Origin of the sequence: Alteromonas ponticola (assembly GCF_012911815.1) — a bacterium.
GTDB lineage: Bacteria > Pseudomonadota > Gammaproteobacteria > Enterobacterales > Alteromonadaceae > Alteromonas > Alteromonas ponticola.
The window spans coordinates 145,983-166,906 of record NZ_JAATNW010000006.1 but is presented as its reverse complement, the minus strand read 5'-3'; the positions used below and the strand labels follow the sequence as shown (position 1 = coordinate 166,906).

At 47.6% G+C, this 20,924-nt stretch carries 23 protein-coding genes; 6 read left to right on the top strand and 17 right to left on the bottom strand.

Translation table 11 applies throughout. From position 1 onward, the window contains the following. Nucleotides 1-27: 27 nt before the first annotated feature. The 5 genes from azu to bioH form a co-directional block, all read right to left on the bottom strand. Nucleotides 28-477 (bottom strand): azurin, encoded by a 450-nt coding sequence (gene azu, locus HCJ96_RS12010; protein ID WP_169211309.1) that lies wholly within the window; start codon nucleotides 475-477, stop codon nucleotides 28-30. Nucleotides 478-682: 205 nt separating this feature from the next. Next, nucleotides 683-1,849: an MFS transporter gene (locus tag HCJ96_RS12005; protein WP_169211308.1), complete on the bottom strand. Its 1,167-nt coding sequence runs from the start codon at nucleotides 1,847-1,849 to the stop codon at nucleotides 683-685. A 98-nt stretch (nucleotides 1,850-1,947) separates the two neighbouring features. After that, nucleotides 1,948-2,784, bottom strand: a complete 837-nt coding sequence (locus HCJ96_RS12000; protein WP_169211307.1) for a putative metalloprotease CJM1_0395 family protein — start codon at nucleotides 2,782-2,784, stop codon at nucleotides 1,948-1,950. A gap of 8 nt (nucleotides 2,785-2,792) precedes the next feature. Beyond that, nucleotides 2,793-3,095, bottom strand: coding sequence for a hypothetical protein (locus HCJ96_RS11995; RefSeq protein WP_169211306.1), 303 nt, complete (start codon nucleotides 3,093-3,095; stop codon nucleotides 2,793-2,795). Nucleotides 3,096-3,200: 105 nt separating this feature from the next. Then, nucleotides 3,201-3,998, bottom strand: a complete 798-nt coding sequence (bioH, locus tag HCJ96_RS11990; protein ID WP_246261352.1) for a pimeloyl-ACP methyl ester esterase BioH — start codon at nucleotides 3,996-3,998, stop codon at nucleotides 3,201-3,203. A 60-nt stretch (nucleotides 3,999-4,058) separates the two neighbouring features. On the opposite strand from bioH, the gene HCJ96_RS11985 reads away from it, so the two are divergent. Next, complete coding sequence (locus HCJ96_RS11985) at nucleotides 4,059-4,718, top strand: ComF family protein (protein WP_169211305.1); 660 nt, start codon at nucleotides 4,059-4,061, stop codon at nucleotides 4,716-4,718. Nucleotides 4,719-4,747: 29 nt separating this feature from the next. On the opposite strand, the gene HCJ96_RS11980 is transcribed toward HCJ96_RS11985, so the two are convergent. Then, a complete protein-coding gene (locus HCJ96_RS11980; protein ID WP_169211304.1) occupies nucleotides 4,748-7,336 on the bottom strand; it encodes a M14 metallopeptidase family protein in 2,589 nt (862 codons plus the stop codon). 118 nt (nucleotides 7,337-7,454) lie between these two features. Here HCJ96_RS11980 and nfuA point away from each other — a divergent pair, with 118 nt between their 5' ends. The 3 genes from nfuA to HCJ96_RS11965 all read left to right on the top strand — a co-directional run bounded on the left by nfuA (nucleotide 7,455) and on the right by HCJ96_RS11965 (nucleotide 9,339). Continuing rightward, nucleotides 7,455-8,033 (top strand): Fe-S biogenesis protein NfuA, encoded by a 579-nt coding sequence (gene nfuA / locus HCJ96_RS11975; protein WP_169211303.1) that lies wholly within the window; start codon nucleotides 7,455-7,457, stop codon nucleotides 8,031-8,033. Further along, nucleotides 8,014-8,283: a hypothetical protein gene (locus tag HCJ96_RS11970; protein ID WP_169211302.1), complete on the top strand. Its 270-nt coding sequence runs from the start codon at nucleotides 8,014-8,016 to the stop codon at nucleotides 8,281-8,283. The genes nfuA and HCJ96_RS11970 overlap by 20 nt, the downstream gene beginning before the upstream one ends. Nucleotides 8,284-8,457: 174 nt before the next feature. Further along, nucleotides 8,458-9,339, top strand: a complete 882-nt coding sequence (locus HCJ96_RS11965; protein WP_169211301.1) for a hypothetical protein — start codon at nucleotides 8,458-8,460, stop codon at nucleotides 9,337-9,339. A gap of 9 nt (nucleotides 9,340-9,348) precedes the next feature. Here HCJ96_RS11965 and HCJ96_RS11960 read toward each other — a convergent pair whose 3' ends face one another. Further along, complete coding sequence (locus HCJ96_RS11960) at nucleotides 9,349-10,632, bottom strand: MATE family efflux transporter (protein ID WP_169211522.1); 1,284 nt, start codon at nucleotides 10,630-10,632, stop codon at nucleotides 9,349-9,351. Nucleotides 10,633-10,720: 88 nt separating this feature from the next. Between HCJ96_RS11960 and HCJ96_RS11955 the strand changes: the two genes are divergently transcribed. After that, nucleotides 10,721-11,797, top strand: a complete 1,077-nt coding sequence (locus HCJ96_RS11955) for a polysaccharide deacetylase family protein (protein WP_343034710.1) — start codon at nucleotides 10,721-10,723, stop codon at nucleotides 11,795-11,797. On the opposite strand, the gene HCJ96_RS11950 is transcribed toward HCJ96_RS11955, so the two are convergent. From HCJ96_RS11950 to HCJ96_RS11925, 6 genes are read right to left on the bottom strand one after another with little or no spacing between them, the layout of a single operon-like run. Next, nucleotides 11,794-12,375, bottom strand: a complete 582-nt coding sequence (locus HCJ96_RS11950) for a GNAT family N-acetyltransferase (protein ID WP_169211300.1) — start codon at nucleotides 12,373-12,375, stop codon at nucleotides 11,794-11,796. The two genes, HCJ96_RS11955 and HCJ96_RS11950, sit on opposite strands and share 4 nt — an antisense overlap. Before the next feature lie 9 nt (nucleotides 12,376-12,384). After that, complete coding sequence (locus HCJ96_RS11945; RefSeq protein ID WP_169211299.1) at nucleotides 12,385-13,032, bottom strand: SCO family protein; 648 nt, start codon at nucleotides 13,030-13,032, stop codon at nucleotides 12,385-12,387. Further along, the gene (gene cyoE / locus HCJ96_RS11940; protein ID WP_169211298.1) at nucleotides 13,029-13,940 is read right to left on the bottom strand and encodes a heme o synthase; all 912 of its coding nucleotides are present in this window, start codon (nucleotides 13,938-13,940) and stop codon (nucleotides 13,029-13,031) included. Before cyoE ends, HCJ96_RS11945 begins: the two co-directional genes overlap by 4 nt. Then, nucleotides 13,933-14,919: a COX15/CtaA family protein gene (locus HCJ96_RS11935; protein ID WP_169211297.1), complete on the bottom strand. Its 987-nt coding sequence runs from the start codon at nucleotides 14,917-14,919 to the stop codon at nucleotides 13,933-13,935. The genes cyoE and HCJ96_RS11935 overlap by 8 nt, the downstream gene beginning before the upstream one ends. Before the next feature lie 10 nt (nucleotides 14,920-14,929). Then, nucleotides 14,930-15,493, bottom strand: a complete 564-nt coding sequence (locus tag HCJ96_RS11930; RefSeq protein WP_211162808.1) for a hypothetical protein — start codon at nucleotides 15,491-15,493, stop codon at nucleotides 14,930-14,932. After that, nucleotides 15,471-16,196 (bottom strand): SURF1 family protein, encoded by a 726-nt coding sequence (locus tag HCJ96_RS11925; protein WP_169211296.1) that lies wholly within the window; start codon nucleotides 16,194-16,196, stop codon nucleotides 15,471-15,473. Before HCJ96_RS11925 ends, HCJ96_RS11930 begins: the two co-directional genes overlap by 23 nt. A 34-nt stretch (nucleotides 16,197-16,230) precedes the next feature. Here HCJ96_RS11925 and HCJ96_RS11920 point away from each other — a divergent pair, with 34 nt between their 5' ends. Beyond that, complete coding sequence (locus tag HCJ96_RS11920) at nucleotides 16,231-16,437, top strand: DUF2909 domain-containing protein (protein ID WP_169211295.1); 207 nt, start codon at nucleotides 16,231-16,233, stop codon at nucleotides 16,435-16,437. Nucleotides 16,438-16,454: 17 nt separating this feature from the next. On the opposite strand, the gene HCJ96_RS11915 is transcribed toward HCJ96_RS11920, so the two are convergent. The 4 genes from HCJ96_RS11915 to coxB are packed head-to-tail and all read right to left on the bottom strand — an operon-like array spanning nucleotide 16,455 to nucleotide 20,669. Continuing rightward, a complete protein-coding gene (locus HCJ96_RS11915) occupies nucleotides 16,455-17,333 on the bottom strand; it encodes a cytochrome c oxidase subunit 3 (RefSeq protein WP_169211294.1) in 879 nt (292 codons plus the stop codon). Between the two features lie 24 nt (nucleotides 17,334-17,357). Beyond that, complete coding sequence (locus HCJ96_RS11910) at nucleotides 17,358-17,948, bottom strand: cytochrome c oxidase assembly protein (RefSeq protein WP_169211293.1); 591 nt, start codon at nucleotides 17,946-17,948, stop codon at nucleotides 17,358-17,360. Nucleotides 17,949-17,974: 26 nt separating this feature from the next. Then, on the bottom strand, nucleotides 17,975-19,591 hold the full coding sequence (ctaD, locus tag HCJ96_RS11905; RefSeq protein WP_169211292.1) for a cytochrome c oxidase subunit I: 1,617 nt from the start codon (nucleotides 19,589-19,591) through the stop codon (nucleotides 17,975-17,977). A 10-nt stretch (nucleotides 19,592-19,601) separates the two neighbouring features. Further along, on the bottom strand, nucleotides 19,602-20,669 hold the full coding sequence (coxB, locus tag HCJ96_RS11900; protein WP_343034720.1) for a cytochrome c oxidase subunit II: 1,068 nt from the start codon (nucleotides 20,667-20,669) through the stop codon (nucleotides 19,602-19,604). Between the last annotated feature and the right edge of the window lie 255 nt (nucleotides 20,670-20,924).

Here is a 20,924-nt window from a genome sequence, read left to right as displayed (position 1 = left end):
GCATTTGTCGCGGGCGAAGAACAATGATTATTTTACCGTGACAGTGCCTTTCATCATGGCGATGTGGCCGGGGAACGAACAGAAAAACATATATGATTCATCTGACGAAAGGCCTGATACATCAAAGGTTACGCTGGTTTTTTCGCCACCACCAATAACTTTGGTATTTGCGATAACGCGTTCGTCATCAGGTTTGATGTAATTGTTTGACAACCCCGCTGTCAAGCCGTCTCTTGCAATGGGCTGCATGTCAGCTTCGGTCGACATTACCCAATTATGGCCCATGGCTGTTTTAGGTAGCTTGCCGCTGTGTGTCAGGGTGACGGTGAATTCACCACAGGATTTTGGGATAGTCATTGCTGATGTGTCAAACTTCATCATATCATCGCTGTCGATGGTGGCTTCACATTCGTTCGCCAACGTGGTGGCTGAGCTGCCTAGCAGTAATGTACCCAAAAGAATGCTCTTAAATTTCATTAACCTTACCTTTTTCAACGTTGGGCACCGATCTCAGAAAATCGAGAGTCAGTGCATTGGCTACCGCCAGTTGACGGCAGAAAACATCTAAGATGCTCTAAATAGATGTTATGGAAAGTTGCCCAGTAAATAAGCGTAAGCTGACCTTTCAGATCACCCAGCTATCCGGGTGTAGCCACGGTTTCTGTACACAGAAGTTGGCTGTCTAGGATTTTCGGTGCAGTGCAATCAAACCCAATACAGGGCCAATGACGAGGAACAGAAATGCATGGGTAGCAGACCATGTGGTAAATAGCAGCGTGATCAGTTGTATACTGATGATAGTGATAGCAAATCCGATACAGTTGGTAATTGTCAGCGCGGTACCTTGAATATCTGCCGGCGCATGCCTGGCTACTAAAGTCGAGAACAATGGCGAATCAGCAATAACGACCATGCCCCAAAAAATAAGAAAGCTGATGAAGACAATTGGTGTAGCATACAGAAGCGCCAGAGGGGAGAGCAAACAACAACCACCGGACAGAAATAGCGCCGTTGACGCAACCTTTAATTCACCGAAGTGCCGTGCAAGATAACCACCGGCAACACATGCGAAGCTGCCCGCACCAATGATTAGGAATGAGAAGACCGCCACATTAAACGCAAACTCCGGGTGTAATTGATTGAACGTGACTAATATTGCCGGAACAAACGCCCAAAAGGCGTATAACTCCCACATGTGCCCAAAATAGCCGAAGGCACTTGCGCGAAAGGACTTGTTGTTAAATACGTTAAACCAGCCTTTCAAGTCAAATTGAGAATTCAGTTTTCTTAACGGTCCATCGTCAACGAATATCAGCATCATCGCGCCACCAATGGTGGCCAGTGTAGAGGTTGCAACAATCACACTCTTCCATGGTAACGAAGCGGTAAGATTATTAACAAGATGCGGGAAAGCGGTACCTAGCACCAAAGCGCCCACCAGATACCCCAACGACTTTCCAAGACCTTTTTGAAAGTGGTCGGCCGCTATTTTCATGCCGACGGGGTATATCCCTGCGAGAAAAAATCCGGTAAGAAAACGCAGTCCCAGCAATACCTCCAATGAATAACCGTCAACAATTATCGCCAGGTTAACTATCGCGCCCGACAACGCACACACGAAAAAGACTTTACTCGGTGAGAAGCGATCGGCAATGGCAAAGATGGCGAATAAAAGCGTCCCCGAGATAAAACCAAATTGTACTGCTGAGGTAATATGCCCCAATGCTGTTTCGGCAAGATTGAGGTTCTGGGATAGGTTTACAATCACTGCATTACCTGCAAACCAAAGCGATGTACAACAAAACTGTGCAACGACAATGATAGGAAGCACATAAGCAGGCACGTTCATGAAAACTGTTTCTTAATCTTTAATTGGAACAGACGGTTAGAAATGTATTAAACCGTTCTGTGACAATAGATTCAACTGCTTATTTGAAAACGGTGGCACTAGGCGTTGGCAGCAAACCCTGGGTTTCTTGGAGAGGATATATTCTGGTAAAACTGTTGAATGACACCAGTACGCACAGCAAGGTTATCTTCCTGTGAGTTTACAAGAGACGAAGGTGCCGTTGCAGCTAATGTGGCATTGATGCCGGCAATTGGCGAGGACTGGGCATTTTCTTTCGTTAACTCAGCCTTGGCTTCGGCAGACTTTTGCTGCGCTTCAGCAGCGACTTTCAAGTCTTGTTGAGAGGGTTGTTCAGGTGCTAATGCAGCAGCGCGCACCTGCTCCATTTTTTGGATGGTTTTTTCGGGTGTCGCGGCTTCAGATATATCAATCGACACTTCGCCGCCCACCGCGTAACGCTTACCATCAGGGCCTTCTTCATATTCGTATTGAGGCGAACCGGCGTATTGGCCACCTACCGAGGCGTGCGCTTCTTCGTGGCGACGCACTTCAGCGTCACGATCCTTTAATTGTTTAAGCTTTTGCTCTTCAGCCTGTTGTTTCTGCTTGTCTTCAGCACTCTCTTTACCAGCACTTTCTCCACTTGCCGCATCTTGTTGCTGTTCGTTGCCGGCAGACGCCTCTTCTTGTCGTGCCAGTGCTTCACTGACCTGAGGCTGAATTTGCGGTTTTTCATATACCAACGGGCCGGCAGTTTGACCGGGAGACCGCGCACGATCAGAATCGGAACCCAGTCCCTTATTATTATTGCCCTGGTCTGCAGATGATGCCGCTGGGATGGTTTCTTTTGAAAGGTTGTCACGACGTGCTGCCTCGGTATTAACGTTGGCAGTAGTGAACACCACATTGGTAGGGGTGGGCGTGACAATGTTCATGGAAGCTTCTAGGCGAGCGTATCGATGATAGTGCCTAGATTATCAAACGACGTACTAAGTACCTTGGCATTCGCCTCGGCGTTGATACTGCCCATTTTCAGCGATATCAAATCAGATGCCATATTACCTGACGCTGACGAAGACTGACCGGATGTACTCGATCCACTACCGTTCTGATTCTGACTTTCCGATGCCTGCAACGTTCGCTCTGCAATATTTTCAGAAGCCTGCGTTACGTCAGCTTGCGCCTGTTGCAGCCCACTATAGCCAGCTGCGATAGCTGACGCCATACCTGAATCAATACTATTCAAAACACTTCTACCTCATCTTTACCGAGGTCAATTATTAAACAAATCGTATTAAATTAAAAAGTTAATCACCGTAAAAAGGCCTGTTTTACGTATATAAAAACATACTCAGGTAAACTGCGTCATAACAAAGTGCCCAATAATGTCAGAGGTTTGTTGCGGGTGAGAGATAAAAGGCGCATGTGACGCATGCGGAAGTACCACAGAATCTGCCTGTGGATGCAACTTACAGATTTGATCTATGCTGCTGGGTGGCACCAGACTGTCTAATCTGCCATACAAACGCAACGTGGGCTGTTTAATGCGGCCGATGTCCTGTCGCAGATCTTCCGACGATAACAATTTTAATCCCTCTGCCAAGGCCTTTGGCGCAGGTTCTGGGTAGGCATGAATGGCTTCACGAATGGCTTTAATATCCTGCCTGGCTGTCGCGCTGCCCATTGCCTGTATGGCCAAAAAACGTTCAATGGTTTTGCGGTAATCCTGTGCAAGTTGTTGCTGAAACTGAACCAGCAATTGAGCGTCGATACCTGGCCAACCTAACGTTTGCTCAAATTTTGGCGACGAGGCGATGGTGATCAAGCCAGCAACCGTGTTTGCATGGTGCAACGCTAAATATTGTGCAACTAAGCCACCCAGAGACCAACCAATGACAACCGCATTTTTTGGCAAGCGGGGCGCAATCAGTTCGGCTATAGCAGCTAATGAAAAGGGTTCAGGTACGATATGGCTGTTCTCACCAAAACCTGGCAAATCAATTACGGTGAGCCTGAAGTCCTCTTGCATGTAAGGGATCAACTGTGAAAATGCGCCTCCGTTCATGCCCCAGCCGTGCAAAAAAATCAGTTCTTTTCCTGTACCAACCGAACGGCTGACCAGGGCATTTTGTTTATGAGAATCTAGCAACGTCACCCTTCCTAACAATAGTTTTCAACCTACATACCACTTTTCGAGGCGAGCAGATCGATGTTGAAACGACTTCTACCTAATTTAGCCTGCATTCTTTGCAACCAGCATAGTAACAGCGCTGTGTGTGATTTTTGCAAAAATGATACCGCGTTTTTTTATGATCCTGATAAACCCACAAATTTACTGCACCGGCCAGAGATAGCACGACATGTTAAGCATTCGGCAATTGATGGGCTGTATGCGATTGGCCCCTACCAATGGCCGCTGAACCAACTGCTGCTCAGGCTGAAAACGTCGCGTGACATGAGACCGGCAGGCGTCATGGCAGAATGGTTTGTGTGCGCTATGGATGATATGTGCTTGCCCGACCAACTGCTACCTGTGCCCATCACGTATTGGCGTTATTTTCAGCGACGCTATAACCAGTCAGTCGAACTGGCGAAACTGGTGGGTCAGCCATTAAATTTGCCCATTAACACCCAATGGGCAAGGCGTAAATCAGCCCGTCAACAAACCGGGCTGAATCGCCAGCAACGGTTGCAAAATCTGCGGCAGGCTTACGAGGTGGTTAACACGCCCCCATGCGCACACGTGGCTATTGTCGATGATGTAATAACCACCGGTAGTACTGTCGATGTGCTGGCCAAACAGCTAAGGCTTCGCCACCCGCATATCAAAATAGACGTATGGACGATGGCGGTGACCCTCGCCCACTAGCATAAGTCATCACTGTGACTTCAGCGTTCCTAATTGATGTGCGCCGACTGATAAATCGCGTTACTCATCAGTTTGTTAGTACCATACCAGTAGCCTCTGAAATGGATATTGTCAGTAAACCCGATGATAACCCCTTCACCCAACGGTTGACTGATGACGGCCGTGGTAGCCGCTACCATCTTAACCAGCTCTGGCGCAGTGTAGCCAGCCAGCAACGGTTGCTGTTTGTAGCGAGCGATGGTGGTAAAGGGTGAATTGTCGCTTTTGACAATTAAATTACTTGATTTAAACACCGGAATAGCCTGACGTTGATAGCCATAAAAAAGCGGGTGAGTCGGATCGATATGCATCTCATAAGTCGCACCGGCGATAAGTTTCTTCGCTTCCAACGCATCTTTATCAGCATACCGCAGGCCTTGAGTCGAGAACGCGTCATCGATGGCAGAATCTTCTTCAATCTCCACATCTAACCAGCCACTGGATTCAAAATATTTGAGTGCTGACTGTTGTCCAATCAACACCCCACCATCCTGGATCCAACTACTTAATTTCGCCGCAAACACTTCGTCTAATGGGCCATAGTCGCCACTGACAAACACCACATGGGTATAGTCCGTCAACGAGACGTCTTTTAAGCGGCTTAACTCCACAATGCTAACCGGTAAGCCGACTTTGGTATCCAGGTAATGCCAAACTTCACCCACATCATATTCACTGGACTCTTTACCGCCCACCAAAAGCAATTTAACCGGTGTAATTGGTGTCATCTTACCACTACCCAGGTCGATGCCCTGACTGGTAAGTCCGGTTGCAATGGAATGCACCGGTACCCCAGACTGGCTGCTTAGTTGCTTCACAATACCGGTCACATCGTTATCCTGTAAGCCCATAGGAATAAGGATTGTGCCGCGGGCAAACTGAAGCTGTTGGTTGTTGGTTAAGGTAGCGGTAAATTTGTCGCCCGCCGAACGCAGCTTCACGCCTTTTTCAAGCAGCGCCTGTAATAGCGCCGGGGCATAATAATGGTGCCATTCGAACGCGTACGCATAGGCGTTTTCGTCGACCTTTGCAGTCTCAGATTTAGCCAAAGTAAAGCTGTCGGTGGTATTTACACGTCTGCGATTTCGTTGGCTCACTGGTTCATATTCAATGTTGAACGCAAAGGGTAAGTTCCAGCTGGATACGTCGTAGAAGGTATTATCCGTAAACGACTGTCGGGTGGAGAATAATGATTTTACTAACCGGTATTGCGCCTGATTTAACGGAATAAACAGCGATGAATCAGCTTCATAGCGATTCTCGTCTAACTCAAATGGTTTGCTTACCCCCTGATATTTAATTTTATGCTGGTCAAGTAGATCAAGCATGGCTTGGGCGCGTTGGCGGTCTTTTGGAATACGCAGTACATAGCCAAATATCTCATCCTCATCAATTAACTTTTGGGTATTCTTGCTAAAGTTGGATTGGTAATTCAGCAATGCCGATTTGTTCGCCAGCGCCCCGGCAAAGGTGCTTAAACTGGTGGTGACTTGATTTTGAATGGTGTCGGCAAATTTCACGTCTCCATTGATTGAAGACTGGATGTGTCCACGGCTGCTTGCCTGTTCAAACAGGATACCGATACTGCCGTGTGCATCAGGATAGGTTGAGCCCTTACCATAGTAAAAATCATCAAACGCTTCTTGCGAGAAGTAAAGCACCTTATCCGCATCAAACGCGGTAGCATGGAACTTAGCTAACGCTTCAGTCAAAGTAACATTGGCATCGGGCGTCCAGGGATTTTTGCGGGACGCCACACCAGGTTGGAAAAAATAGGTACTGTCTGTGCCCATTTCGTGCGAATCGGTCAGTACATGCGGGCGCCACTTATGAAACTGACGAATACGCGCTCGTGATTCAGGGTGAGTAAGTAGTAACCAATCCCGGTTTAAATCAAACCAATAGTGGTTAGTGCGGCCTGACGGCCAGCCTTCCTGGTGCTCACGATGCTCTGGATCGGCATTAAGCTGTTTGCCCTTATGCATATTTGCCCATTGCGCGAAGCGCGATAGACCGTCCGGATTCAACGAAGGATCGAGCAGCACAATTGCATTGTTAAGCAACTGGTTAATTTTTTCACCCTGCGCCGCAGCCAGGTAGTAAGCAACTACCATGGCCGCATTACTGCCAGAAGGCTCGTTACCATGAATGCTGTACCCCAGATAGAGTACTAATGGCGTATTCTTATTAACGTTTTTATCACTCTCCAGGGTCGCGATGTGCTGTTTACGTAACGACTCAATGTTAGCCTGATTAGATTTGCTGCTCGCTGTCAGTAACAATAACGGACGGTTTTCGTGACTGTATCCAGTCACTTCTACAGTGAGTCGGTCAGACGCCTCGGCTAGTGCTTGCATATAGCCGACCAGTTGGTCGTGACGTACATGCCATTCTCCAACTTGATTGCCAAGATACGCTTCAGGGGTGGGTATCGCCGGGTCGAAAGTAACCTCTTCAGGCAAATAACTGGCTACCGGGCGGCCGCCTTCATCTATTTGTGGAAATGTAGCCAATGACTGGGTAGCGCAGGTTAAAAGCGCAAAACTCATCAACGATATCAACACTTTAAGTTTCTTCATTACCAAACCTTGTTGTTCTCTGCTGCACCATAGTAAAAATTCTGTGCAATACTTGACTGTTTTACTCAGGTAAATTTGTTATCATAGTCCCAACATTAATTCGAGACAGGATTTGTTAATGATCACTATATCAGAAGAAGCACAAGCACACTTTGCAAAATTATTGGAAAAACAGGAAACTGGTACCAATATTCGTGTGTTCGTGGTGAACCCTGGTACATCATCAGCAGAATGTGGTGTCTCTTATTGCCCGCCCGATGCAGTTGAAGATAGCGACGTGCGATTGCCCTTTAACGGCTTTGATGCAGTGGTAGATGAAGAGAGTGCACCTTATCTGGATGAAGCAGAAATTGATTACGTCACTGATCAGATGGGTTCACAGTTAACGCTTAAAGCACCTAATGCCAAAGCGCGTAAGGTGGCTGATGATGCGCCACTGGTCGAGCGCGTAAATTACATGATTGAATCTGAAGTTAACCCGCAACTGGCCAGTCATGGTGGTAAGGTAGTGCTGACGGAAATTACCGAAGACGGCTTTGCAGTTTTGCAATTCGGTGGTGGCTGTAATGGCTGCGCCATGGTTGATGTTACGCTTAAAGAAGGAATTGAAAAACAGATGCTGGAGCAGTTTACCGGTGAGCTTAAAGGTGTTCGCGATGCCACCGAGCATCAGGCAGGTGAGCACTCTTATTACTGATATGAACAGCGAAACCCGTTTTTTCGGCCTGAGCAAAAGCTGGCACCGCTTTAAGTGGGGGTTGCTGGTTTTTGCGTTAGGTGCGAGCGGGATGCTGTTCGCTGACGCGCAAAGCATTGTCACCCTATGGGTGAGCGTTACGATCATGCTCATCGGCTTTGCTCTTGCCATGAGTGGCTATGTCGGCATTTTTCTTAATCGTTTTAACCGTCTGCGCGAGACTCGATCACGCCCCAATCCTTTCGATTGATAATGGGTACGCCCCCCAACGTTACTCCTTAATCCCGGCTCTGACTCACCAATTTGTCCTATCCTGTCGTTAATGACGACGTCAAATTGCGGGTGGCCAGATTGTGCATAAACATCCGAATTTGCTGTAATCCCAGTATAAAGCCATGCGACCCCTACATTCAGGTAACTGGCAATGCTTAAACAAACAGGGTTTTTGCTCACACTTTTATTCATTCTGGGAGGCTGTGCCCAAACCTCACCCAGCCAGGAAACCTATATAACACAGCCTGCTGATGGTATGAGCGCTGACGCTATTTTTCGCGCTACCTTTGCCCAACATGGAGGCGATCTTCTGGCAGGGTTAAATGACGTCAATGTTGCCGTTGATGGCGAGTGGCACTATTTAATTACTAAGATCCAGCCCCTGGTTACGGACGAAGAATACCGCCAGCAGTCCCAGGAACGTGTGCTGGTTTCACCCCGGGCGTATGCGGTGCATTACACTGGCGAAGCAGGTACCAAATGGGTTTATCGCACAGCCGAGCAGACACAGGTGGCTTACAACCAGCAGCAAATTTCTGACCAACAGAAAATTGCCGCTACCGCGTTGACCGCCGATGCGTTTTATCTGTTTGTGCTGGGGCCACTTGGGTTATCTGATCGGGTCACCAATTGGAAGCGCTTAGACGATAAGACATGGAAAGAAAAAGCGTATTACCGCATTAATGGGCAACTCAGTCCCGGTATCGGTTTATCTGAGCGTGACCATATTACGCTGTGGGTAGATAAAGAAACCAATCTGACATTTAGGCTTCACATTACGCTTGAAGGGTTTGAAGCAACGAAAGGAGCGCACGTTGATACCACGTTCCTGGCATACGAGTCGGTAGGCCAATTTATCCTGCCCACACACTTTTTCGAACGCGTGCTGGGCCCGATTAAACTGGACGCCCATGAATGGTGGTACACCGGCATCGATATTAACCGCGGCTTAAGCAAAGAAGACATCAGTATTGACGGCTGGTCAGACAATGCCGCGAAACCCGCAAAGTCACTTGATGATGTCCGGCAGTAACAATAAATATTACTTTGCCTCTTGGGGCGAGTGAGGCTGCCAATTCTGGTAATTCAGCCAGATAAAGTAGCCTCCTAACGTTATTCCCCGCGTGAGCAAAAACGCCAGCAACGCATACCACAATGCTTCATTACCTGTGTCTTTAAATATATACCAGGTGGGAAAATACACTAACGCACTTAACAACATGGTGTTGCGCATCGCCTTGGCACGGGTTAACCCTACGAACACCCCATCGAATAAAAAACACCAATGCCCCACCAGCGGCAACCACACCATTAATGGCAAGTAACCCATCGCCGCTTGCTGAAGTTCTTTGATATCAGTAAGTTGCCCGATAATTGTCGGCCCTCCCAGATAAAAAAACAGCGCATAAAGTAACGCAAATAAACTGGACCAGAACAGCCCTCTTAAAGATGTCGCTTTTATCTGTTGGGGTTGCTTAGCACCTTTTGCTTCGCCCACCAGCGCCTCAACAGCATAAGCTACGCCATCCAGGCCCAATGCAATTAACACAAAAAATTGCATCAGGATAGCATTGACAGCCGCCGCAGTTTGCCCGTAGCGTGCGCCTTGAAAGGTCAGAAATGCCAGACATAATTGCAGAATCAGGTTACGAAATAGAATATTGCTGTTTAAAGCAAGAATAGCTTTGCGTGCTGCCTTACCAAACCATTCCCGCTGCGGTGCAACCGCCTTACAGAGCGGAAAGGCCACCGCCAGCGACATCAGCATCATGGTGTATTCTGCCACTACACTGGCCGCCGCAACCCCCGCTACCGACCAGTCAAAAACCAGCACAAACAACAGATCCAAAGCAACATTCAACATGTTACCGACAATCTGAATGAGCATGACCGCTTTGGTTCGCTGCTGGCCTACCAGCCAGCCGATCATGACCATGTTCATTAATGCGGCGGGTGCCCCCCAAATCCTTACCGAAAAATAAGCGCTGGTGTGAGTTGAGACCGCGACGCTGGGATCGGCCAGCAGTAAACCAATATTTAATATTGGTACTTGCAGAACAAATAAAACTAGCCCCAATATTAGTGCAACGGTGCCGCCCTGCCAGAGCACCCGGGTGGATTGCAGTGCTGCATTCTGTGAATCGCCTTTGGCCTGTGCGCTTAGTCCGGTGGTAGACATGCGCAAAAAACCACAGACCCAATAGATCTGGGTTAAAATCAAGGCACCAATCGATGCACCGGCCAGCATCGCCGATGAATCCATATGCCCCATTACCGCCGTATCCACCAAACCCAATAACGGCGTGGTAATGTTCGCCAGAATCATTGGAAACGCCAGCTGTAAAAGCTGTGCATGTGGTTTAATATAAGCGGGCGTATTCACAACGTAAGCAAATTAGTATTAAGGAGAAAGCGTGCAGTGTATCACGACATGGTTTAGCCCCGGAAAAATCCTCGGTTTCGTTCTGGGGTGTGTATGTTTCGCAACTGTCGCGCAGGAAAACACCGATAACGCGGTCATTCTGCTTTATCATCACGTGTCAGATGAGACGCCTAAAAGTACCAGCATCAGTCCTGACTTATTTGCTGAGCACATGGCTTATCTGGATAAGCATCATCATGTGATGCCGCTTCAGGAAGCGATAAAAAAACTACAACAAAAGCAGCCATTACCTGATAAAACCGTGGTCATTACCTTTGACGATGGCTATGTCAACATTCTGGAAAATGGTCACCCCATATTAAAACGCTACAACTTTCCCTACACCATTTTCATTAATCCTGATGTTATCGGTACGCAGAAAAACCAATTGACCTGGCAGCAGGTAAAGATGATGCAGCAGGAAGGGGTGACCTTTGCCAATCACACCCTGGATCACTTGCATTTACTCAATCGCCAGGCAGGGGAAGATAAGGATGACTGGCTGGATAGAGTCTGGACCAATATTGAACAGGCGGAACAGGCTATTGAAGCTAAAACCGATACCTCATTTAAATTTTTAGCCTATCCTTTTGGCGAATATAACCAGACACTGGCAGAAAAATTAGCTGATGAAGGTTATGTGGGATTTGCACAGTATTCAGGCGCTATCAGCAGTATTAGCGACTTTACCACCCTGCCGCGCTTTCCCGCTGCGGGTAATTATGCGCGTTTGGAAACGTTAAAAACCAAACTGAACAGTCTGGCGATGCCGGTTACGAAAAGCTCAATCAAAAACCCTGAAATAAAAGATAAACAACGCAAGCCGCAGGTGACGGTTACAGTACCCGCGGATGACGTTGCATTGAACCAGTTGAATTGCTTTTTTCAGGGAGAAATCATTGCGCACCAGGTTCAACAACAGTCATTTGAATACACCGTTGAGCAGGCGCTTCCTGTCGGTCGTTCGCGGGTAAACTGTACCGCCCCATCCAAACAGTCTAAAGGACGCTACTACTGGTATTCGCAGCCCTTTTTTGTTGCAGACGAGAAAGGTCGTTATCCGGACTAAAGTGCTTTGAACATGTGTAAAAAGGGCGGCTGCACGCCCTTCTTCGTATACCCTTTAGCCTGGTAAAACTGAATGGCTGACAGATTGTGTGTTTCTACATCTAAGATAAGGGTTTGCTTGCCATAAAATGTCGCTAATTGCTCCATTTTAGTAAGCATGGCCGTCGCTACGCCCTTGCGTCGGTAATTCGCATCAACTGCAACGTGTCCTATTCCCAGCTGGGTTTCATCGGGCGATTGCAGTGATTCAGCAATATGTTGACTCCGGGCAATCACATTCAGTGACTCTGCGATACCAAAGTATTCGGTGATACTCACCAGGGTTTGATGGTCAAAATCTGCAGGCAGCTGATCGTGCCAGCAGGTGATAATCCCTACCGGCTGATTACCTTCACATGCCAGCCAATGATTGTTACAACCATACTGACCAGCCTCATGTAACCAGGCAGACATTAGGAAATCCAGCGCGGTCGCTTTATCGCCATTGCCAAAAATTGAACAAAGCAGCTGTTCACCAGCTTGATACAACAATTGTGTGGCGGCATGAACATCTGCAGATGACGCTTGGCGGATTACCATCGTCACCCCCTACTCCGCTGCAATAATGGCCATATCATGCAGAATCTGCTGGCCATCAGTGATAGCGGGCATTCCTTGTTGATGGACTGGCTTAAATCGACCAATCACTTGTGCCTGTGGATTCACCACAATGACTGAAGCACTGTGATCCACTAAATAGTTAGGATTGTCGGTGCTTTCAGATAACGCATACATCAGCCCCATACTGCGCACAAACGGAAACAACTGATCATGATTACCGGTGGCCGCGATGAAATCCCGGTTAAAGAAGTCGGTATACTCTTTCAACCTTGATGTACTATCCCGTTTCGGATCGACCGAAATAAAGACGACCTGAACCGGCTGCGCAGTGTCTATCTGTTTAAGTTCAGGATAAATACGATTTAAGGACGCCAACGTAGTCGGGCAGATATCAGGACAAAAGGTATAGCCTAAAAACAGCAGCGACCATTTGTCTTTCATCCTGTCCAACGTAAAAGGCTGCCCACGTTGGTCGGTCAGATTGACCTTGGCTAATGCTCTTGGAGCGGGATACTCGCTTAAATATTGCGTATCTGACTTCTCATCGAAGCCAGGAGGCGCGATGTAGAGCGCGCCGATGACGCCCCCGATAAGGGCTACAAGCGCGACAATACCGACAACAGTAGGTTGTTTCATAAGGCAACTGGAATATAGTGGTCGACCAATAGCACAATGAACAGCAGCATCAAATGTAAAATAGAGTATTTGAAGGTTTTCATTGCAACTTTTAAGTCATCAGACCGTTTCAACTTCCATGCATAGTAAACAAATCCCGCATTCAGTGCACTAGAACCCACCAGATAAATTAATGCGGTCATGCCGATCAGGTAAGGTAGCAAACAAACCAGACAAAGCAGTACGGTATACAGTAGCACCGATGTCTTGGTAAATTCCAGACCATGCGTGACGGGTAACATGGGCACCTTCGCCCGAGCGTAATCTTTATGGCGATGGATCGCCAGCGCCCAGAAGTGAGGGGGTGTCCAGGTAAAAATGATCAGCACCAGCAATAATGCATGGGCATGAATGTCCCCGGTGACGGCGGTCCACCCCAGTAACGGGGGCGCTGCGCCGGCCAAACCACCAATGACGATATTTTGTGGTGTAGCGCGTTTTAAGAACATGGTGTACACCACAGCGTAACCCACCAAACTGGCTAAGGTGAGCATGGCGGTCAGGCGATTTACATAGACTTCCAGCAGCACGTAGCCGACGACAGCCAAAAATGCGGCAAAAATAAGCGCATTCGTCACTGACACCTTCCCTTTCGCGACCGGACGATTGACCGTGCGGGCCATCTTGCTGTCAATTTGGTGATCGACCACGTGGTTGATGACCGCCGCAGAAGACGACAACATGCCTATTCCCAATAAGCCTGCCACTAATACCTGCCATTCTACCCACGTAGGCGTGGCCAGACACATGCCCACCAATGCTGTAAGTAATAGTAGCATCACTACTTTAGGTTTGGTCATCTCGTAATAGTCGTGCCAGTTAGCCTGCTTTTGACTTGCAGACACTGCAACTGTCGCTGATTTATTCATAGTGACCCCCTTGAAGACGATGAAGATGGAAGACAATCCAGACCATAACCAATAATAACGTTGCAGCAACAGCATTGTGTAACACCGCGACTGCCAGCGGTAAACTAAACACGATGTTGCTTACCCCCAGCGCTACCTGAACCGCCAACACGGTGACCAGCAGCATTGCAGCCTGACGCCTGAATTGAAATTGTTTGAGTTTGGTCACCTTAAGCGCTAACCAAAGCAGATAAATAAATGTCACCAGCGCACCGAAACGATGCACGACATGCATAGTCATACGTTCACCATAATCGTGCGCGCCAAATTCATAATTTTCTGCCGGAGGAATGCTGAAAGCTCCGGCAAAGTCTAATCGCTGCGCCCATTCGCCTTCACATACTGGAAAATCGGTACAGGCCAATGCCGCATAATTCGCGGACGTCCAACCGCCAAGACCAATTTGTGAAATCAGGATAATCAGACCAATCACAGCTGCGGTTAAAGGCGTCTTCATGGTTTCAACTGGCCTTGCACATCCTGCATAACGCAGCCGCATTAATAAAAGGAACAAACAACTTAACACCGCGAAACCACCTAATAAGTGGGCCATTACCACCGCTGGAAGCAAGTTGAGGGTTACCGTCCACATCCCCAGCGCAGCTTGGAAAATCACCAGACCCACCAGAAAAAGTGGCAATTTCACCGGGCGTATTTGCCGTTGACGTATAGCGATTGCCGCAATCGCAACAATGACGAGTCCCAGCGTACCGGCAAAATAGCGATGGATCATTTCGTTCCAGGCTTTGTGCGCTTCTACGGGACGCTCCGGGAATGCCTGGTTAGCGGCTTCAACGTGTTCCCCCTTTGGTACGGTCAAATGACCGTAACAGCCAGGCCAGTCCGGACAGCCTAAGCCCGCATCGGTTAGTCGCGTGTAAGCGCCGAGAATAATAACGACAAAGGCTAAAAAAATGCTAAAAGTGACTAATTTCTTCATGCTGATTCCTCTAGCCAATACGTGACAACTTTAACAGCTTTTTTAAATCAGCCAATATATCCCGGCTTGCCATTACCGCCTCTTGCTTATCATCATAAACCTGATAGCGCAGCATCGCATTATTCAATGTATCCACCAGTAAAATTTCCTCGCCAGATGTATTGAGCTCGGAAGATTCCAGCTTGTCACGGGTGGTAGTAATGGTATTGATATTGTTCTCTTCGGCGATCTGACGCGTAATGGTGGGGTCACTTTTATCTGTCACCAGTACCGTTACCTCAGCTCGATCGCTTTCTTTGCCTAACGCGAGCCACACCTGATGTATGCTGTATATGGCGTTTTGGCATGACTGCCGGCATTGCTCTGGCAGGGTATACAATAACCGCCAGCGTTTGGGTTGTTCGGCCAATAGTGCGTTAATATCCTTTACCGGTTGCAGCAATTCACCCTTATTGGTGCTGCCACGACTGAACCAATCATTATCCAGGGCAAACTTGGCTAGAATAACCGGAACAATAAAGGCGGCGAATAGCAATAAGATGGCGCCTTTTTTAGTCATTGTTGATTTGGTCATGGTTTTCCCTCTGTTTAAAGAAGACGACGAAAGTGATAACTGCAGCAGCCGTGGCAAGGCCAAACCACTGAAAAGCATAGGCAAAGTGTTTTTCCGGCGGCATCACCACAGGTGCAAACTGCTGCACAAACTGAGGGTCATCAGGCGTGTCAATCATCACGGTAAACGGTAACAATGTTTTACCCGCAAACACAGACAGTATCTCCAGATTAACTTCCTGAATAACCATCGGAAATGCTGTGGCAGTGGTAGCCGTTTCAGAAACAAATGGATTCTTCGCAGGCAAACGCACATAGCCAGTAAACTCAGTAAGCGCCTGAGGTAACGCAAATTCAGGCAGTATTTCTCGTTGCAGACTGCCCTCGATCCAACCAAAGTTAGCTAACACGGACCCATAATTAGTATCAACGGGTGCCAACACCTGATAACCAACGCGTCCATTATTGGTTTGATTATCTAACAAAAAAATCCGCTGGTTGTCGGTTTGGCCGGAAAAGCCTACCTTTGCATCGCGTATATCAACCTGTTCCTGCAGTTCAGACAAAGGAATGATTCCCAAACCTTTTTTTTGCGTTATGCTATCCAGACGTTGTTGCTTTTGGTTCATGCGGTCAAGTTGCCAGACTCCAAGCCCAAGCATGGTTGTAATTGCTAAAATGCAGCAACTAAAGGCGACATAAGCACGGGCAGAAGTTAACGGCACAACTTACTCGCTCCAGAAGACACAAGAGGAAAAGATGTTAATAAAAATAATTTTGATCGGATTGCTCATATTTATGATTGTGAATTTATTTCTGGCAATGCGCGTGATGATGAAAAACGATACTAAACAACCGATGAGTAAGTATATTGGCCGAAGAGTGATGACATCTGCACTCATAGTTCTCATTATTCTGGTTGCCATTGCGACCGGTTTGATTACCCCGAACCCGCGCCCTTACTGAGCGCGGGGCCAACGATGTTATAGCACGTAGACAAAAAGAAATAACATTACCCAAACCACGTCGACGAAGTGCCAGTACCAGCTGCCTGCCTGGAAAGCAAAATGATCGTCAGGGGTAAAGTGACCTTTTAACACGCGTAAAAACATTACCATCAAAATGATGGTCCCCAGGGTCACGTGCATGCCATGGAACCCGGTCAGCATAAAGAATGTATTGCCATAAATGCCTGACTGTAAAGTTAAATCCAGCTCTTTGTAAGCGTGAATATACTCTTCTACCTGCAATACTAAAAAGCCACAGCCTAATAAAATAGTTATCCCCAGCAGCCAGGTCAGCTGCTTACGTTTATTTTTTTCCAGGCCCACATGGGCATAGTGCAGAGTCACTGATGAAACTAATAGAATAATGGTATTGATGGTGGGGAGACCACCCGGGCCCATTTCCTGGGTAGTCGTGCCATCCGGGGTTTTCACTAACGGCCATATAGCTTCAAAGCCCGGCCACAACACCACATTGGTCATCTCGTTATTCATGCTGCCGCCCAACCAGGGCACTGAAATCATGCGGGCGTAAAATAACGCCCCGAAAAAGGCGAAGAAAAACATCACTTCAGAGAAAATGAACCAGCTCATACCTTGGCGATAAGAGCGGCCTAATTGCGCACTGTAAAGACCACTCATAGATTCATCGATCTGATTTTTAAACCAGCCGAATAACATCACCAGTAGCGTCACTATGCCCGCAAGCAAAATGTATCCACCGTAACCTTCTTTTCCTTGTGTCGATTCAACCACAAAATTACCCGCGCCCAGCGCAATCAGAAACAGTGCTACTGCACCGACGATTGGCCAGGGGCTTTGCGCAGGAACATAGTATTTTTCATAGGGTTGCTGCATAGTTTTCTCCATATCCTTAAAGTGTTAAATGCCACTCTCAGGCTGTTCACGTAAATAAGGGTTCTCTTTAACAGCGAGTTTGTCACCCTTACCAGTTACGTCAAAAAGGGTGTATTGCACTGTAAAAAATGAAATATCGTCAGGTAGTTGTGGATCGACATAAAACTGCATTGGCATACTGGCTTCTTCACCTGCCAAAAGCGGTTGCTGATTAAAACAGAAACACTCGGTTTTATTCAGGTAAAGCGCTGCCACACCCGGCGACACCGAAGGTATCGCTTGCGCTACAATTTGTTTGTTTGCCGGATTTCTGACGTAAAAATTAACCGTACTCAGTTCACCCGGATGAACCTTTACGCGCGTTGTTTCCGCTCTGAACTCCCATGGCATGCCGGTGTTAGTTCGCGTAATAAACTCCACGCTGATCGTACGCGACTCATCAATTTCAATCGGTGTATAGACCGCCGCAGAATTCGCAGTTTTACCGTTAATTCCAGTAAGGTCACAAAAAACGTCATAAAGAGGCACCAGAGCGAAACCGAAGCCAAACATACCAACCACAATCACTAATAGCTTAATGACCATTTTCTGATTGTTTTTCGCTTGTTCGCTCATATGCGGTACCTGTTATGCGCCTGGGATCATTTGATCACAGGCGGTGTTTCGAAAGTATGGTAAGGCGCTGGTGAAGGTATTTCCCACTCCAGTCCTTCAGCGCCTTCCCACACCTGAGAAGAAACGGGCTCGCCCTGTTTACGACAGGCTTTAATCAGCAGAGCTAAGAAGATCAGCTGCGATAAACCAAAGGCAAAGCCACCTAAACTAATCCACTTATTAAAATCGGCAAATTGCAGTGCATAGTCAGGAATTCGACGAGGCATGCCGGCTAAGCCAACAAAGTGCATTGGGAAGAACAAGACGTTAACGGAAATTAATGAGCACCAGAAGTGCCATTTGGCTAATGTTATGTCGAACATTTTGCCAGTCCACTTCGGCAGCCAGTAATACACCGCCGCCATAATGGAAAATATCGCGCCGGTCACTAGAACATAATGGAAGTGCGCGACGACAAAATACGTATCATGGTATTGGAAATCTACAGGTGTAATGGCCAGCATCAAACCGGAGAGTCCACCAATGGTAAACAGGACAATAAACGCAACGGCAAATAACATTGGGACCTCAAATGTCATCGACCCCCGCCACATGGTCGCCACCCAGTTAAATACCTTCACCCCCGTGGGCACAGAGATAAGCATAGTGGCAAACATAAAGAACATTTCAGCGGCAACTGGCATACCGGTAGTAAACATGTGGTGCGCCCATACTACGAACGACAGTAAGGCTATCGACGCGGTGGCATAAACCATCGATGCATAACCAAACAATTTTTTACGCGAAAACGTGGGCACAATTTGCGAGATAATACCGAAAGCCGGCAATATCATTATGTATACTTCTGGGTGGCCGAAGAACCAGAAAATATGCTGGAACATTACCGGGTCGCCGCCACCAGCGGCATTAAAGAAACTGGTACCGAAGAATTTATCGGTTAACACCATGGTTACGGCACCCGCCAGTACCGGCATAACAGCAATAAGCAAGAATGCGGTGATCAACCATGTCCAGACAAATAACGGCATTTTCATCCAGGTCATGCCGGGTGCACGCATGTTAAAGATAGTAACGATAACGTTGATGGCACCCATAATGGAGGAAGCACCCATGATGTGCACTGAGAATACAAATAGCGCCGTGCTATCACCGCTGTAAGTAGTAGAGAGTGGTGCGTAGAAGGTCCAGCCAAATGAAGGGCCACCGCCTTCCATAAATAATGAGGCCAACAAAATCAAAAAAGCCCCCGGCAGGATCCAGAAACTCCAGTTATTCATGCGCGGCAGCGCCATATCCGGGGCCCCAATCATCATGGGCACCAGCCAGTTGGCCAGGCCAGTAAAGGCTGGCATAACCGCACCAAACACCATGATAAGTCCATGCACCGTGGTCATCTGATTAAAAAAGTTAGGGTCAACAATTTGCAGTCCGGGCTGGAACAATTCGAGACGAATAACCATCGCCATCGCGCCGCCAATCAGGAACATAATAAACGCAAACCAAAGGTATAAAGTGCCGATATCCTTATGGTTGGTGGTATACAACCAGCGCTTTATGCCGCTTGGAATATGATGATCGTGATGATCATCGTGCTCGTGCGCCCCGGTATGCTCAGGCGCTATAGTGTCTGATGAATGTGCCATAAACCTTCTCCTATTCGCCTGTAGCTATTGCATTAACATCTTTGGGCTGTACGATATCGCCGGTATTATTTCCCCAGGCGTTACGTTCATACGTTACCACTGCTGCGATTTCTTTAAGACTTAACATTTTTCCGAATGCCTGCATCGCTGTACCAGCTTTGCCGTTCAATACGATATCGATGTGTGCAAGCTGGTCTTCCATCACCATAGGGCTTCCCTTTAACGCAGGAAACACGCCGGGCAGACCTTCACCGTTGGGCATATGGCAGGCAGCACAGGCAGTGTTATATACACGCTTACCTTCGGCCATTAACTCTTCTATACTCATGTTCATGGCCAGTAAACGCTGCTCTTCTTCTTTGGCCTTACGTAACGCTTCTTCCTGTTCACTCATCCAGGTATTGAATTCAGCGGGTTCTTTGGCTATAACCACTACCGGCATAAACCCATGATCTTTGCCACAGAGTTCAGCGCATTGGCCACGGTAGACACCTGGCTCGTCAACTTTTGTCCAGGCTTCGTTAATAAAGCCTGGGTTAGCGTCTTTTTTAACTGCGAAGTCAGGCACCCACCACGAATGAATGACGTCCTCAGAGGTGATGAGAAAGCGAACTTTTTGCCCCGTGGGAATGACCAGCGGTCTATCTACTTCTAACAGGTAATTCTCGCCTTTTTCAAAGCGGTTGGTGATCTGCTCCTGCTGGGTGGCCAATAGCGAATAATACTCAACTTCGCTGTCCATATATTTGTAATGCCACTTCCATTGCGATCCCGTGACCAGTACTGTCATATCCGGTTCGGTGGTATCTTCCATTGCAATGAGAGTTTGAGCGGCAGGTACAGCCATGAAAACCAGGATAAGAAACGGTACCACGGTCCAGGCTATTTCCACCTTCACGTTTTCATGAAAATGAGCCGGTTTGGCACCGCGTGATTTACGATGCAAATACATGGAGGTAAACATGACACCGAATACCACAACAGCAATCGCCACGCAGATGAAAAACATTAACATGTGCAGGTCATACACCTGGCCACTGATTTCGGTCACGCCAGGACGCAAATTAAGATCGGACACTGCTTTACCACCACTTTCAGCTGCCTGAGCGGTAAAACTGAAAACGAATGTTGGTAGCGTCCCCAAAACGATCGATAAGACATTTGTGAGTCTTTTCACTCAACACCTCCGTGATGGACTAAGCCGACAAATCACTGAACCAGCTTGCGGTTCGTCCTGACCTAAATCAGCTTACATTCTAATCTGATGTAAAAGATTGGATAGGTCGTTGTTATTATATTGTTAATTAGTGACTAAGAATTACGCAATTTATAA

Coding starts and splice junctions, on each gene's coding strand:
- HCJ96_RS11935 (WP_169211297.1), bottom strand. CDS start 14,919: ATGAAGAAATTAGTCACTTTTAGCATTTTTTTAGCCTTTGTCGTTATT.
- HCJ96_RS11930 (WP_211162808.1), bottom strand. CDS start 15,493: ATGACCAAATCAACAATGACTAAAAAAGGCGCCATCTTATTGCTATTC.
- HCJ96_RS11920 (WP_169211295.1), top strand. CDS start 16,231: ATGTTAATAAAAATAATTTTGATCGGATTGCTCATATTTATGATTGTG.
- HCJ96_RS11910 (WP_169211293.1), bottom strand. CDS start 17,948: ATGAGCGAACAAGCGAAAAACAATCAGAAAATGGTCATTAAGCTATTA.
- HCJ96_RS12005 (WP_169211308.1), bottom strand. CDS start 1,849: ATGAACGTGCCTGCTTATGTGCTTCCTATCATTGTCGTTGCACAGTTT.
- HCJ96_RS11945 (WP_169211299.1), bottom strand. CDS start 13,032: ATGAAACAACCTACTGTTGTCGGTATTGTCGCGCTTGTAGCCCTTATC.
- HCJ96_RS11915 (WP_169211294.1), bottom strand. CDS start 17,333: ATGCAGCAACCCTATGAAAAATACTATGTTCCTGCGCAAAGCCCCTGG.
- HCJ96_RS11960 (WP_169211522.1), bottom strand. CDS start 10,632: ATGATTCTGGCGAACATTACCACGCCGTTATTGGGTTTGGTGGATACG.
- HCJ96_RS11950 (WP_169211300.1), bottom strand. CDS start 12,375: ATGGTAATCCGCCAAGCGTCATCTGCAGATGTTCATGCCGCCACACAA.
- nfuA (WP_169211303.1), top strand. CDS start 7,455: ATGATCACTATATCAGAAGAAGCACAAGCACACTTTGCAAAATTATTG.
- ctaD (WP_169211292.1), bottom strand. CDS start 19,591: ATGGCACATTCATCAGACACTATAGCGCCTGAGCATACCGGGGCGCAC.
- cyoE (WP_169211298.1), bottom strand. CDS start 13,940: ATGAATAAATCAGCGACAGTTGCAGTGTCTGCAAGTCAAAAGCAGGCT.
- HCJ96_RS11980 (WP_169211304.1), bottom strand. CDS start 7,336: ATGAAGAAACTTAAAGTGTTGATATCGTTGATGAGTTTTGCGCTTTTA.
- HCJ96_RS12000 (WP_169211307.1), bottom strand. CDS start 2,784: ATGAACATTGTCACGCCCACCCCTACCAATGTGGTGTTCACTACTGCC.
- azu (WP_169211309.1), bottom strand. CDS start 477: ATGAAATTTAAGAGCATTCTTTTGGGTACATTACTGCTAGGCAGCTCA.
- HCJ96_RS11985 (WP_169211305.1), top strand. CDS start 4,059: ATGTTGAAACGACTTCTACCTAATTTAGCCTGCATTCTTTGCAACCAG.
- HCJ96_RS11965 (WP_169211301.1), top strand. CDS start 8,458: ATGCTTAAACAAACAGGGTTTTTGCTCACACTTTTATTCATTCTGGGA.